The sequence below is a fragment of the Amycolatopsis sp. NPDC051716 genome (assembly GCF_040681595.1).
Classification (GTDB): domain Bacteria; phylum Actinomycetota; class Actinomycetes; order Mycobacteriales; family Pseudonocardiaceae; genus Amycolatopsis.
The window spans coordinates 46,372-59,017 of record NZ_JBFAZA010000042.1 but is presented as its reverse complement, the minus strand read 5'-3'; the positions used below and the strand labels follow the sequence as shown (position 1 = coordinate 59,017).

Genomic DNA, 12,646 nt, shown 5'->3' with positions numbered 1-12,646 from the left:
TGACTCATTCGGGACCTCGGAGGTCCCGAATGAGTCATTCGCGGCACCCGGGGACGGGCAGAAGGGCGGTGAGCACGTGGTCCAGCGGTACGTGATGTCCATCGACCAGGGCACCACCTCCACCCGGTGCATCCTGTTCGACGCCCGCGGCCGGCTCGTCTCGGTCGTCCAGCGCGAACACCAGCAGCACTTCCCCCGGCCCGGCTGGGTCGAGCACGACGCGACCGAGATCTGGCGGAACCTCTCGCGGATCGTCCCGCAGGCGCTCGCGGACGCCGGGGCGACCGCCGGGCAGGTCGTCGGGCTCGGGATCGCCAACCAGCGCGAAACCACCGTCCTGTGGGACCGGCGCACCGGCAACCCCGTCGGGCGGGCGATCGTCTGGCAGGACACCCGCACCGACGCCATGCTCGAACAGCTCGCCCGCGAACCCGGCGCCGAGCGTGTGCGGCAGCTGTGCGGCCTGCCCCTGGCCACGTACTTCTCCGCGCCGCGCATCCGCTGGCTGCTCGAACGCACCCCCGGGCTGCGCGAGCGCGCCGAACGCGGGGACGTCCTCTTCGGCACCATCGAGAGCTGGCTGATCTGGAACCTCACCGGCGGCGCCGAGGGCGGCGTGCACGTCACCGACGTCACCAACGCCTCGCGCACCATGCTGATGAACCTGCGCACGCTCAACTGGGACGACGAGCTCCTCGAGTTCTTCGACGTCCCGCGCGCGATGCTGCCGGAGATCCGGTCCTCGACCGAGGTCTACGGCACCACTTCGCGGGTCGTCCCCGGCATCCGGATCGCCGCGGCGCTCGGCGACCAGCAGGCGGCGCTGTTCGGCCAGACCTGCTTCGCGCCCGGCGAAGCCAAGTGCACCTACGGCACCGGCAGCTTCCTGCTGCTCAACACCGGCCCGACGCCGGTGCTGTCGACCCACGGCATGCTCACCACCGTCGGGTTCAAGATCGGCGACGAGCCCGCGGTGTACGCCCTCGAAGGCTCGATCGCCGTCACCGGGTCGCTGGTGCAGTGGTTCCGGGACGGCCTGGAGCTGATCGGCAGCGCGCCCGAGATCGAGACGCTCGCCAGGACGGTCGAGGACAACGGCGGCTGCTACATCGTGCCCGCGTTCTCCGGCCTGTTCGCGCCGCACTGGCACAGCGAGGCGCGCGGGGTGATCGCCGGGCTGACGTCGTACATCACGAAGGGCCACCTGGCGCGGGCGGTGCTGGAGGCGACCGGCTGGCAGACCCGCGAGGTCGTCGACGCGATGAACGCCGACTCCGGGCTCGCGCTTTCGACGTTGAAGGTCGACGGCGGGATGACCGCGGACAACCTGCTGATGCAGTGCATCGCCGACGTCCTCGACGTGCCGGTGGTGCGTCCGATGGTGGCGGAGACGGTCTCGCTCGGCGCGGCTTACGCGGCGGGGCTGTCCGTCGGGTACTGGCCGGATCTCGAAGGCTTGCGGCGCAACTGGCACCGGGCCGGCCAGTGGCTGCCGGCGATGGACCCGGCCCGCCGCGACTCCGAGTACGCGCACTGGCGCCAGGCGGTGGAGCTGACGTTCGGCTGGATGCGCCCGGCCCCGGCCGCGGCGGCGCCCGGTTCGGACCTGGTCGAGGTGCTGCTGGCCGACCACCGCCGGTTCGAGCAGCTGCTGCGCGACCTGCGCAACTCCGAAGCCGACCGGCCCGCGCTGGTGGCGGAGCTGGCGGCGTTGCTGGTCGCCCACACCACGGCGACCGAGCGGATCGTCCGCCCGGCCGCGCCGGGCGAACCGTTCGCCGACGACCTGCTGGCCGTCCTCGAGGGCGACGACTTCGAGAAGGCGTTGCTGCGCCTGGAGAACGCCGTGGACGCGCACGTCCGCGGCGAGGAACGCGGGCTGCTGAACGAACTGCGCCGGAGTATGTCCACTTCGGACCGGACGGGGCTGGGCCGGGCGTTCGTCGCCGAACGCCGCCGCCAGCTCGACCTGGACTGCGGTGCGGCGGAACACATCCGCGGCCTGGGCGCCCGGCTGAAGCTCTGACACTGCCATCCGGGTGAAGCCGGGCCCGAACCCTCCTCCGGCACGGGCGCCCGGGAGAAGACTGCGGGCACCGATTCGCCACTGGAGGGAGCACTCGTGTCCGCAGCCGCCGACCAGGCCTTGCTGTCCCTGTCCACCCCGGCCGGGCTCGCCGATCCGTACCCGGTCTACGCGCGGCTCCGGGCGGAGGCACCGGTCTTCCGCAGCGAAGTCTTCGACGGCTGGGTGCTCAGCCGGTTCGCGGACTGCCAGCAGGTGCTCGCCGACGGCGAGAACTTCCGGGTCCTCGACGCCCAGTGGCGCGACCGGCACCGGCCGGGCTGGCGCGACAATCCCGCGATGACGTTGCTGGCCGCGCTCCTGCCGTGGAAGAACCCGCCGGAGCACACGCGCGAGCGCCGCCTGCTCGTCCGCGACTTCACCGTCCGGCGCGTCCAGGAACTTGAGCCCGCCGTCCGCCGGGCCACCGACCGGGTGCTGGACGGCTTCGCCGACGCCACGGCGGACGGGGCCGCGGCGGAGTTCGTCGGCACGGTCCTCTACCCGCTCGGGATGGCCGTGATCGGTGACCTGGTCGGCGTGCCCGAAGCCGACCACGATCGGCTTCGCCGCCTCACCGACCTGATCGGCCGGCAGGTCAACCCCGCGATGCCGGCCGAGCTCCGCGCCGAGGTCGACGCCGCCGCCGTCGAATTCCGGGCTTACTTCACGGAGCTGATCGCGCTGCGGCGGAAGGAACCGCGTGCCGACCTGACGTCCGCGCTGCTGGCCCGGCCCACCGCCGAGGCGGAGCTGATGTCGGAGGAGGAGGTGCTCAACTCCCTCCTCGTGTTGTTCGGCGGCGGCTACGAGACCACCGCCGGCGCGCTGGGCAACGGCATCCACGCACTGCTGACCCACCCGGAGCAGTTCGCCCTGCTCGCCGGCGATCCCGGGCTGGCGGCCGGCGCGGCCGAGGAGGTGCTGCGGTGGGACGGCGCCGCCCAGATGAGCCAGCGCGCGGCCGCCCGCCCGGCGGTGCTCGACGGCCGCGAGATCCCGGCGGGGGACATGGTCGTGCTCCTCGCCGGCGCGGCGAACCGGGACCCCGCGCGCTTCGCGGACCCGGACCGCTTCGACATCACCCGCGACGGCGGCCGCGGCCTGTTCTTCGGGCACGGCCTGCACCTGTGCCTCGGCGCGGCCTTGGCGCGCCTCGAGATGACCGTGCTGCTCGAACAGCTGGGAAAGCGGTTTCCGGCGCTGCGGATCGAAGGCGAGGTGCGGCGCCGTCCCAACCCGGCACTCCGCGGGATGGCCGCCCTGCCGCTGACCCGGTGAGCACTGCCCTGTCATGCGCTACGGACGGACGTAAGGCCGGGTCATGACCTCCATGTTGTGGCCGTCCGGGTCGTCGAAGTAGGCGCCGCGCCCACCGAACAGATCGTTCACCCGGCCGGGTTCGGTGTGGCGAGGGTCCGCGTAGTAGGTGACCCCGACCGCCGCCAGACGGACGATCACGGCGTCGAACCGCTCGTCGGGCACGAGGAAGGCGTAGTGCTGCGCCTGGATCGGCTCGTCCCTCTTCTCGTAGTAGTCGAGCGTCACGCCGTTGCCGAGGTCGACCGGCAGGAACGGCCCGAACGGCGCGCCGACTTCCAGGCCCAGGATCGCGGCGATGAATTCGGCGGACAGGGAACGGTCGCTCGCGTAGACAGCCGTGTGGTTCAGCTGGACGCCGGCAGGGGGGTATGGCTGGTGGTAGGACATCAGGGGGTGTCTCCGGTCTTGGGATCCGTGTGAAAGACGCCGTACGCGGGCGCCGGGAGCTGAAGACGCGGAGAAGACGGCGGGCCTCTGGCCCGCCTCGGGCTCACGCCGAGGCCGGGAAACCCACTCGTGCATGGCTCGAGGCCGACCCGGCAGTCACGCGACCGACCTTAGTGATCACCGCGGGCGAGGGCAACATCGTTTCCCCGGCCGCAGATCGAACCGCTGTCCCTGGTGAGCACGCGCGCTAAACGCCCTTGAGGCAGCGGCTGCTCTCCCGCACCACCAGCTCGGCCTCGACCGTTCCCCACGCCGGCACCGCCACGCCGTCGATGCGCGCCGCCAGGGTGGCCAGCGTGTGGCGGCCCGCCGCCAGGTAATCCTGGCGGACCGTCGTCAACGGCGGGGCGAAGTACGCCGCCTCGGGGACGTCGTCGAAGCCGACCACGTGGGCGTCGCGCGGGACTCGCATACCCGCCTGCGCGAACGCCGCCACCAGCCCCAGTGCCATGTGGTCGTTCGCCGAAAACACCGCGCCCACCCCGGATTCGACCGCCAGGGACTGGCCGGCGCGGAAACCCGAACGGGCGGACCAGTCGCCGCGGACCACCGGCGGGACCTCCGCTCCGTGGCGTTCGAGGGTCTCGCGCCAGCCGCGTTCGCGGGCGCGGGCCACCGGTCCTTCCTCCGGGCCGCCGAGGTGCCAGACCGTCGGGTGGCCGAGTTGCAGGAGGTGCTCGGTGGCCTGGCGCGCCCCCGCGTACTGGTCGGTGGACGCCGCGGGCACCAGCGGGATGCCGGCGACCGGAGCCAGCTCGGCGAGGAGGTGCCCGTCGAGCACCACGATCCCGGCCACCCCCTGCAGCTGCAGGCCGGCCACCGCGGCCAGCACCGCCGCGCCGCTGTTGACCGAGACGCTGAAGACGCTCAGCACGTAGCCCTGCTCGCGGGCGGCCGCGCGCAGGCCGTGCAACACCGGGCCCGACGCCGACGCCCCGGTCGCGATCACCCCGAGCGTGCCCCGCCGCTGGAGAGCCCGCGCGCGGAGCGGGCCGTCGGGACCTGCGTCGTCCACGGGCATGCGTAGATGTTAGCGATCACACCGACAGACGTGAACTTCGTTCACCTTCCATAAATAACGAAACGGTAACGGCGGAATCGCCGCTTGAACCGGCCCCGTTCCGCGGCCGTTCCCCCCAATGCCGGAACCAGTGACACCGGGCGGGTCCCCCGATACCCGCGACCCGGTGCCACTCCCCGGGTTCCGCGCGTCTCCAGCCCGGACACGCAGGCTCTCTTCAGCGTGCCCGGAAAAACCGAACGAGGTGAACATGGCCCGGAATACTTCCCGCACCCCCGCCACGGGCAGACATCGCATCACCCGCCGCACGAAGATCGCGACCGGTGGCCTGGCGCTCGCGCTGGCCGTCGGCGGCATCGTCGTCGCGACCACCGCCGGCCGCACCGGCGAGGCCAGCGCCGACGAGGCCGACCCGTCGTTCTTCCTCGACATCGCGAAGGTCCCATCGGGGGTCAACGTGAACAAGGCGCTGCAGCAGAAGGGCGCCCGCGGCACGTTCACCGTGGACTGCGGCCGCAACGAGAACCAGCACTTCAACCCCGACAACTTCATCGCCCAGCCCGGCATCAAAAACGGTGCCCAGCACCTGCACGACTACGTCGGCAACCTCTCCACCAACGCCGACTCGAACAACAAGAGCCTGGTGAAGGCGGGCACCACCTGCAAGAACGGTGACAAGTCGGCCTACTTCTGGCCCGTCGTCCGCATCGACACCGGCGACGCCGAGAAGAACCCGCCCGCCACGCAGCCCGACCGGGCAGGCAGCGCCAAGGACAAGGCGAGCACCCAGGTCGACTGCCCCGACGTCGCGAGCAAGCTGCCCGACGTCCCGGACCAGGCGATGGACGAGGTCAACCGCAACCTCGACCTGCTCGACACGCAGATCGACGAGGCCAACAAGCGGATCGCGAACGGCGATCTCAAGACCCCGCAGGACATCCAGAACGCCGTGGTCGGGCCGCTCAAGGACAAGCGCGCGGCCACCATCGACCGGATCGCCATCGCGATCGGCCGCCGGGCCGCGAAGCCGACCAACCTCGGCGGGCTCGCGCAGTGCGCGCTCAAGCAGAACGGCAAGGGCGGGATCGACAACGGCGGCCAGAACAGCAACGGCCAGCCCGCGGAACTGCCCGGCGTCAACGACAAGAACGAGGTCGGCGACAACGACGGCGAGATCCAGCGCGTCCAGTCGGCGACGATCACGTTCACCAGCGGCGGCGCGAGCAAGGTCGTCGCGATGCCGCAGTTCCTCCGCATCCTCTACGGCGACGCCAAGCAGAGCACCAACGGCCCGGCCAACGCCCGGCCCAGCTGGACCTGCACCGGCTTCGAGGACCGGCTCACCGACCACTACCCGATCTGCCCGCAGAACAGCAAGGTCGAGCGCATCCACGCCTTCCCGAACTGCTGGGACGGCAAGAACATCGACAGCGCCAACCACCGCACGCACATCGTGTTCGCCGACCAGCAGGGCAAGTGCCCCAAGGGTTTCCAGAACGTGCCGCAGCTGGTGATCAAGCTGGTCTACAACATCCCGCACGACATCCAGGTCAAGGGCCAGTACAAAGTGGACGCGTTCGCGCAGGAGAAGCACAACCCCCGCTCGGACCACGACGACTTCGCCAACGTCATGGGCCAGCGCCTGATGAACCAGGTCGTCAACTGCATCAACACCGGCAAACGCTGTTCGCAGTGACCCGCTGGACGGCTCTTCGGGGAGCATTCCCCGAAGAGCCGTTCACGGCTGCCGGGTCCAGGTCACCGTGTCGGTGTGCGGGTGGCCGTCCTCGAAGGACACCGCCCGGACGACGTTGGGGCCCGGCCGCAGGGTGACGCCGGCCCAGACGGCGATGTGGCCGCTCGGCACCCGGGTGCCGAGCGGGACGCCGTTGACCGACAGGCTCACCGGCGCGGTGCCGGCGTAGACCTTGACGTCGGTGGTGGCGGTCGTCCGGACGGTGTCGCGGGCCGAAGTGATGTGCAAGACGGGCCGGTCCGACCAGTTGGCCTGGTACCAGTAGTAGGCGTCCTTCCGGGTCACCCGGTCGTCGGTGACCAGCCCCTTGTCGTTGATCCCGGGGCGATCACCCTCGTTGCGGCCGTCCGAGGCGAAGTCGAACATCACCCAGACGAAGCTCCCCCACAGGTAGGGCCGGGCCTCGATCGCCCGCCACGACGCCTCGGCCACCTCCGCCTGGTACTCCTCCGGGTGCCAATGCCCGCCGGGGACCGGCGGGACGGGGTGCTGCTCGTGCTGCCGGACGCTCGCACCGGCCCCGTACTCGGAGACCGAGATCCGGCGCGCCGGATCGGCCCGGTGCAGCTCGTCCGCCCACTTCCCCAGGTTGTCCGCGCCCGGCAGGTACCAGCCGTAGTAGCGGTTGTAGCCGGTCAGGTCCGCGTGCCCGGCCAGGGCGTCGGCGTCGGACAGGCAGCAGTGCGCGTAGGTCGTGAGCCGGTCCGGGTCGTCGGCGCGGAAGACGTCCTGGACCGCGGCGAGCACGGCGTTGGCGGCCGGGCTGGAGACGTACTGCTCGTTGCCCAGGCCCCACATCGCCACCGACGGGTGGTTCGCGTTCTGCCGGACCAGCTCGTGCGCCTGGGCCGAAGCGTTCGCCGTGAACGCCGGGGAATCGGTGACGAAGCCGACCAGCGGCACCTCCGTCCACACGACCAGGCCCAGCCGGTCGGCGAGCTCGTACTCGCGGGGCGAGTGCTGGTAGTGGGCCATCCGGAGGGCGTTCGCGCCCAGCTCGGCGATCAGGCGGTAGTCGGCGTCGATGTCGGCGTCCGGCACCGCGGCGCCGCGGTCCGGGCGGCTGGGCAGCTGGGTGTTCACCCCGTGCAGCGGGTACGGGACGCCGTTGAGGAAGAAGCCGCGGTCCGGATCGGCGGCGAAGGTGCGCAGTCCCAGCGGGACGGTCACCGCGTCCCCGCCCGCCTCCGCGGTGACCGAGTACAGGTAGGGGTCCCGCACGCCGTTCCACCGGTGCGGCCGGATGACGCGCAGCGCAGTGGTCACCGGGACCGTCCGGCCGGGCTCCACGGTCACCGCACCCGCCGAGACCGCCACCACGCGGCGCGCGGCGTCCCGGACCAGGGTCCGGACCGGAATCCGCCGGGTCACCGCGGTGTCGTTGCTGACCCGGGTGGTCACCGAGAGGTCGGCCGCCGCCGCGGTGAGCGCTTTCTGCCGCACGGTGACACCCGGCCCGCCGTAGTCGAGCGCGTCGACGTGCACCGGGTCCGTGGTGATCAGCCGGACATCGCGGTAGAGGCCGCCGAACAGGGTGAAGTCGCCGTCGAGCGGGGCCACGTCCGCGGTCTTCCGGTTGTCGACCGCCACCGCCACGGGAACGGTTTGCCCGGGGCGGGCGAGCCCGGTGATGTCGAACCGGAAGCCGGAGTAGCCGCCTTCGTGGCGGCCGGCGCGGCGGCCGCCGACGTAGACGTCGGTGACCAGGTTCGCGCCGTCGAACTGCAGGAACACCCGCCGGTCCCCGGCCGGGACGGCCACCCGGGTCCGGTACCACCCGACGTCGCGGCGGTAGTCGCCGCCGCCGTCGGAGCCGTCGGCCGCGTTCCAGGTGTGGGGCAGGGAAACCGGGGTCCAGGACGAGTCGTCGAAATCGGGAGCCGCGGCGCCCGCGACGTCGCCGAGGTGGAACCGCCAGCCGGTCGCCAGCACGGTCTCGGTGCGGGCGCGCCCGGGTGCCGCCACCGCGGCCGGAACGCAGAAGCCGCACAGCAGCAGGGCGATCAGGGCGAAGACGAGCCGGCGCATGCCCGGGACTGTCACAGCCCGCCCGGCCGCGGGTCAATGCGGTTCGAGGACTTCGAAAACGCCTTCCGACGAAGGTATTCACCCACACGAAGAGGGGGCCTCCCCCGCACCCGGGAAAGGCCCCCTCGAACGACACCGGCTCAGGAAGCCGCGCGCCGCTTCGTCCAGATGTCGTAGGCCACCGCGGCCAGCAGCACGACACCCTTGACCAGCATCACCCGCTCGCTCGGGGCGCCGATCAGGGACATGCCGTTGTTGATCACCGCCATGATCAGGCCACCGGTGATCGCGCCGACCACCTTGCCGACGCCGCCCTGGACGGCCGCGCCGCCGATGAACGCCGCCGCGATCGCGTCGAGCTCGAAGTTGACGCCCGCCGTCGGGCCCGCCTGGTTGAGCCGGCCGGCGAAGATGATGCCGGCCAGCGCGGCCAGCACGCCCATGTTGACGAAGATCCAGAAGGTCACCTGCTTGACCTTGACGCCCGAGAGCGTCGCGGCCTGCAGGTTGCCGCCCACGGCGTAGATGTGCCGGCCGAACACCGACTTCCCGGCCACCAGCGAGTAGCCGAGCACCAGCACCGCCAGCAGGATGAGCACCCACGGCAGGTTCTTGAACCGCGCCAGCTGCACGACCAGCGCGAGCACCAGCACCGCGATCCCGGCGATCTTGAGCACGAATACCGGGAACGGGTCGACGTCCTGGCCGTAGCCCATCCGCCCGGCCCGCTTCCGCCACTGCGTGAACACGATCCCGGCCACCGCGGCGACGCCGGCGAGCACCGACACCAGGTCGGCGCCGCCGAGCGGGCCGAGGCCGATGTTGCCCAGGTAGCCGGAGGTGAAGCCGTTCGACAGCGTGCGGATCGCGTCCGGGAACGGGCCGATGCCCTGGTTGCCCAGCACCGTCAGGGTCAGCGCCCGGAACGCCAGCATGCCGGCGAGCGTCACGATGAACGCCGGGATGCCGAAGTAGGCGACCCAGTAGCCCTGCCACGCGCCGATCGCCGCGCCGACGACGAGGGTGATCAGCACGGCCAGGAACCACGGCACGTGCGAGTTCACCATCAGCACCGCCGACACCGCGCCGGTCATCGCGACGACCGATCCGGCGGACAGGTCGATGTGCCCGGAGATGATCACCAGGATCATCCCGATCGCGAGGATCAGCACGTAGCTGTTCTGCACGATGATGTTGGAGATGTTCTGCGGCTCCAGCAGCGCGCCACCGGTGAGCACCTCGAACAGCACCACGATCAGCGCGAACGCGACGTAGATGCCGCTCTGGCGCGGGTTGATCGAGATCCTCCGCTTGGAGCGCTCAACCGGGGGCACGGCGGGCCGCGCTTCGGTCGTGGTCATTCCCGTTCCTTAGTCATGTACTGCATCAGCAGTTCCTGAGTGGCTTCTTCGCGCCTGGCCTCGCCGGTGATCCGGCCCGCCGACAGCGCGTAGATCCGGTCGCAGAGCCCGAGCAGCTCCGGCAGCTCGGAAGAGATGACCAGGACGGCCTTCCCCTGGGCGGCCAGCTCGTTGATGATCGTGTAGATCTCGAACTTCGCGCCCACGTCGATGCCGCGGGTCGGCTCGTCCAGGATCAGCACGTCCGGATCGGTGAAGATCCACTTCGCCAGCACGACCTTCTGCTGGTTGCCGCCGGAGAGCTTCCCGGTCACGCTCTGCACGCTCGGTGCCTTGATCCGCAGGTCACGGCGGTATCGGTTGGCGGTGTCGTGCTCGGCGTGCTCGTTGACCCAGCCGCGCTTGGCCAGCTTGCCCAGCCCGGCCGCGGACACGTTGCGCTGGATGTCCTCGATCAGGTTGAGCCCGTAGCGCTTCCGGTCCTCGGTGGCGTAGGCGATGCCGTGCCGGACGGCCTCCTGCACCGACCGGACCTCGATCTCCTGGCCGTGCTTGAGGATCCGGCCGGAGATGTCCTTGCCCCAGGACCGGCCGAACACGCTCATCGCGAGTTCGGTCCGGCCCGCGCCCATCAGCCCGGCGAGGCCGACGATCTCCCCGCGCCGCAGCGAAAGCGACGCGTGGTCGACGACGACCCGCCCGGCCTGGGTGGGGCTGTGCACGGTCCAGTCCTCGATCCGCAGCACCTCTTCGCCGATCTCCGGCTCCCGTGGCGGGAACCGGTGCTCGAGGTCACGGCCGACCATCCCGGTGATGATGCGCTCTTCCGTCAGCCCCGCCGCGTCGAGCGTTTCGATCGTCTTGCCGTCACGCAGGATCGTGACGGTGTCGGCGATCGCCGTCACCTCGCCGAGCTTGTGCGAGATGATCACGCACGTGACGCCCTCGTCCCGCAGCCCGCGCAGCAGCTCGAGCAGGTGGGCCGAGTCGTCGTCGTTGAGCGCCGCGGTGGGCTCGTCGAGGATCAGCAGCTTGACCTCTTTGGACAGTGCCTTGGCGATCTCGACGAGCTGCTGCTTGCCGACACCGAGTTCCTGCACCGCCCGCGTGGCGTTTTCGGCGAGGCCGACGCGCTTGAGCAGCGCGCCGGCCTCGTGGTTGGTGCGGTTCCAGTCGATCCAGCCCCGCTTCTGCTGTTCGTTGCCGAGGAAGATGTTCTCCGCGATCGACAACTGGCCGCACAGCGCGAGTTCCTGGTGGATGATCACGATCCCGCGCCGTTCGCTGTCGCGCACCGACCCGAACTCGCACCGCTGCCCGTCGAAGGTGATCTCGCCGTCGTACGTCCCGTGGGGGTAGACGCCCGAGAGCACCTTCATCAGGGTGGACTTCCCGGCGCCGTTCTCCCCGCAGATCGCGTGGATTTCCCCGCGGCGCACGGAAAGAGTGACGTCCGACAGCGCCTTGACCCCGGGGAAGGTCTTGGTGATCCCGCGCATGCCGAGCAGTTCGGTCATTTCAGCTGACCTGCCGTGTAGTAGCCCGACTCGACGAGTTCCTTCTCGTAGTTGGCCTTGTCCACGGTGACCGGCTGCAGCAGGTAGGACGGGACGACCTTCTTGCCGTTGTCGTAGTCCTTGGTGTTGTTGACCTCGGGCTTGCCGCCCTTGAGCACCGCGTCGGCCATCTTGACGGTGGTGTCGGCGAGCTTGCGGGTGTCCTTGAAGATCGTCGAGTACTGCTCACCGGCGATGATGGACTTGACCGAGGCGACCTCGGCGTCCTGCCCGGTCACGATCGGGTAGGCCTGGCCGCCGGTGCCGTAGCCGTTGCTCTTCAGCGCCGACAGGATGCCGATCGACAGGCCGTCGTACGGCGAGAGCACGCCCTGGACCTTCGCGCCACCGGTGTAGGTCTTGGTGAGCAGGTCTTCCATGCGCCGCTGCGCGGTGGCCGGGTCCCAGCGCAGGATGGCCGCGCGGGCGAAGTCGGTCTGGCCGCTCTTGACGACCAGCTTGCCGCTGTCCATCAGGGGCTTGAGGACGGACATCGCGCCGTTGAAGAAGAAGGTCGCGTTGTTGTCGTCCGGGGAACCGGCGAACAGCTCGATGTTGAACGGACCGGCGCCGTCACCCAGGCCCTTGACCAGCGAGTTCGCCTGCTCGACGCCGACCTTGAAGTTGTCGAAGGTGGCGTAGTAGTCGACGTTCGGTGAATTGCGGATCAGCCGGTCGTAGGCGATGACCGGGATCTTCTTGTCGGCCGCTTCCTGCAGCTGGGTGGTGATGGCGGTGCCGTCGATCGAGGCGATGACCAGGAGCTTGGCGCCCTTGGTGATCTGGTTCTCGATCTGGTTCACCTGGGTGGGGATGTCGTTCTCGGCGTACTGCAGGTCGACCTTGTAGCCGAGCTTCTCCAGCGCCGACTTGATGTTGTCGCCGTCGTGGATCCAGCGCTCCGACGACTTCGTCGGCATGGTGACGCCGACCAGGCTGCCCTCGGCGCTGGCGCCGGGCGCGGCCGTCTGGTCCGCGGTCTTCTGGCTCGAGCCGCACGCCGACAGCGTGAGCGTGAGCCCCGCGACAGCGATCGCCGCGATTCCTCTGGTGAACTTCATCGTTCTTTCTTCCTTTCTCAGAAGCTTG

At 70.3% G+C, this 12,646-nt stretch carries 9 protein-coding genes; 3 read left to right on the top strand and 6 right to left on the bottom strand.

Annotated elements, in window-relative coordinates; all coding sequences use genetic code 11:
• Window positions 1-76: 76 nt before the first annotated feature.
• Entirely contained in the window at window positions 77-2,026 is a 1,950-nt protein-coding gene (gene glpK, locus AB0M30_RS40050; protein WP_364595529.1) for a glycerol kinase GlpK, read from the top strand.
• A gap of 96 nt (window positions 2,027-2,122) precedes the next feature.
• Window positions 2,123-3,346 (top strand): cytochrome P450, encoded by a 1,224-nt coding sequence (locus AB0M30_RS40045; RefSeq protein WP_364595526.1) that lies wholly within the window; start codon window positions 2,123-2,125, stop codon window positions 3,344-3,346.
• A gap of 18 nt (window positions 3,347-3,364) precedes the next feature.
• Here the strand turns inward: AB0M30_RS40045 and AB0M30_RS40040 are convergent, their stop codons facing one another.
• Entirely contained in the window at window positions 3,365-3,775 is a 411-nt protein-coding gene (locus AB0M30_RS40040; RefSeq protein ID WP_364595523.1) for a VOC family protein, read from the bottom strand.
• A 247-nt stretch (window positions 3,776-4,022) separates the two neighbouring features.
• On the bottom strand, window positions 4,023-4,856 hold the full coding sequence (locus AB0M30_RS40035; protein WP_364595520.1) for a substrate-binding domain-containing protein: 834 nt from the start codon (window positions 4,854-4,856) through the stop codon (window positions 4,023-4,025).
• Between the two features lie 250 nt (window positions 4,857-5,106).
• Here AB0M30_RS40035 and AB0M30_RS40030 point away from each other — a divergent pair, with 250 nt between their 5' ends.
• Window positions 5,107-6,552, top strand: coding sequence for a DUF1996 domain-containing protein (locus AB0M30_RS40030; protein ID WP_364595517.1), 1,446 nt, complete (start codon window positions 5,107-5,109; stop codon window positions 6,550-6,552).
• Window positions 6,553-6,594: 42 nt separating this feature from the next.
• Here AB0M30_RS40030 and AB0M30_RS40025 read toward each other — a convergent pair whose 3' ends face one another.
• The 4 genes from AB0M30_RS40025 to chvE all read right to left on the bottom strand — a co-directional run bounded on the left by AB0M30_RS40025 (window position 6,595) and on the right by chvE (window position 12,618).
• Complete coding sequence (locus AB0M30_RS40025) at window positions 6,595-8,640, bottom strand: glycoside hydrolase family 2 TIM barrel-domain containing protein (protein ID WP_364595514.1); 2,046 nt, start codon at window positions 8,638-8,640, stop codon at window positions 6,595-6,597.
• Between the two features lie 140 nt (window positions 8,641-8,780).
• Window positions 8,781-10,001, bottom strand: coding sequence for a multiple monosaccharide ABC transporter permease (gene mmsB, locus AB0M30_RS40020; RefSeq protein WP_364595511.1), 1,221 nt, complete (start codon window positions 9,999-10,001; stop codon window positions 8,781-8,783).
• The gene (mmsA, locus tag AB0M30_RS40015) at window positions 9,998-11,518 is read right to left on the bottom strand and encodes a multiple monosaccharide ABC transporter ATP-binding protein (protein WP_103339094.1); all 1,521 of its coding nucleotides are present in this window, start codon (window positions 11,516-11,518) and stop codon (window positions 9,998-10,000) included. Before mmsA ends, mmsB begins: the two co-directional genes overlap by 4 nt.
• Window positions 11,515-12,618: a multiple monosaccharide ABC transporter substrate-binding protein gene (gene chvE / locus AB0M30_RS40010; RefSeq protein WP_360185555.1), complete on the bottom strand. Its 1,104-nt coding sequence runs from the start codon at window positions 12,616-12,618 to the stop codon at window positions 11,515-11,517. Before chvE ends, mmsA begins: the two co-directional genes overlap by 4 nt.
• Window positions 12,619-12,646 lie beyond the last annotated feature (28 nt).

What these genes read in the sequence shown, in the direction of transcription:
- AB0M30_RS40025 (WP_364595514.1), bottom strand. Translation starts at nt 8,640, where the DNA reads ATGCGCCGGCTCGTCTTCGCCCTGATCGCCCTGCTGCTGTGCGGCTTC.
- mmsB (WP_364595511.1), bottom strand. Translation starts at nt 10,001, where the DNA reads ATGACCACGACCGAAGCGCGGCCCGCCGTGCCCCCGGTTGAGCGCTCC.
- AB0M30_RS40035 (WP_364595520.1), bottom strand. Translation starts at nt 4,856, where the DNA reads ATGCCCGTGGACGACGCAGGTCCCGACGGCCCGCTCCGCGCGCGGGCT.
- AB0M30_RS40030 (WP_364595517.1), top strand. Translation starts at nt 5,107, where the DNA reads ATGGCCCGGAATACTTCCCGCACCCCCGCCACGGGCAGACATCGCATC.
- mmsA (WP_103339094.1), bottom strand. Translation starts at nt 11,518, where the DNA reads ATGACCGAACTGCTCGGCATGCGCGGGATCACCAAGACCTTCCCCGGG.
- AB0M30_RS40040 (WP_364595523.1), bottom strand. Translation starts at nt 3,775, where the DNA reads ATGTCCTACCACCAGCCATACCCCCCTGCCGGCGTCCAGCTGAACCAC.
- chvE (WP_360185555.1), bottom strand. Translation starts at nt 12,618, where the DNA reads ATGAAGTTCACCAGAGGAATCGCGGCGATCGCTGTCGCGGGGCTCACG.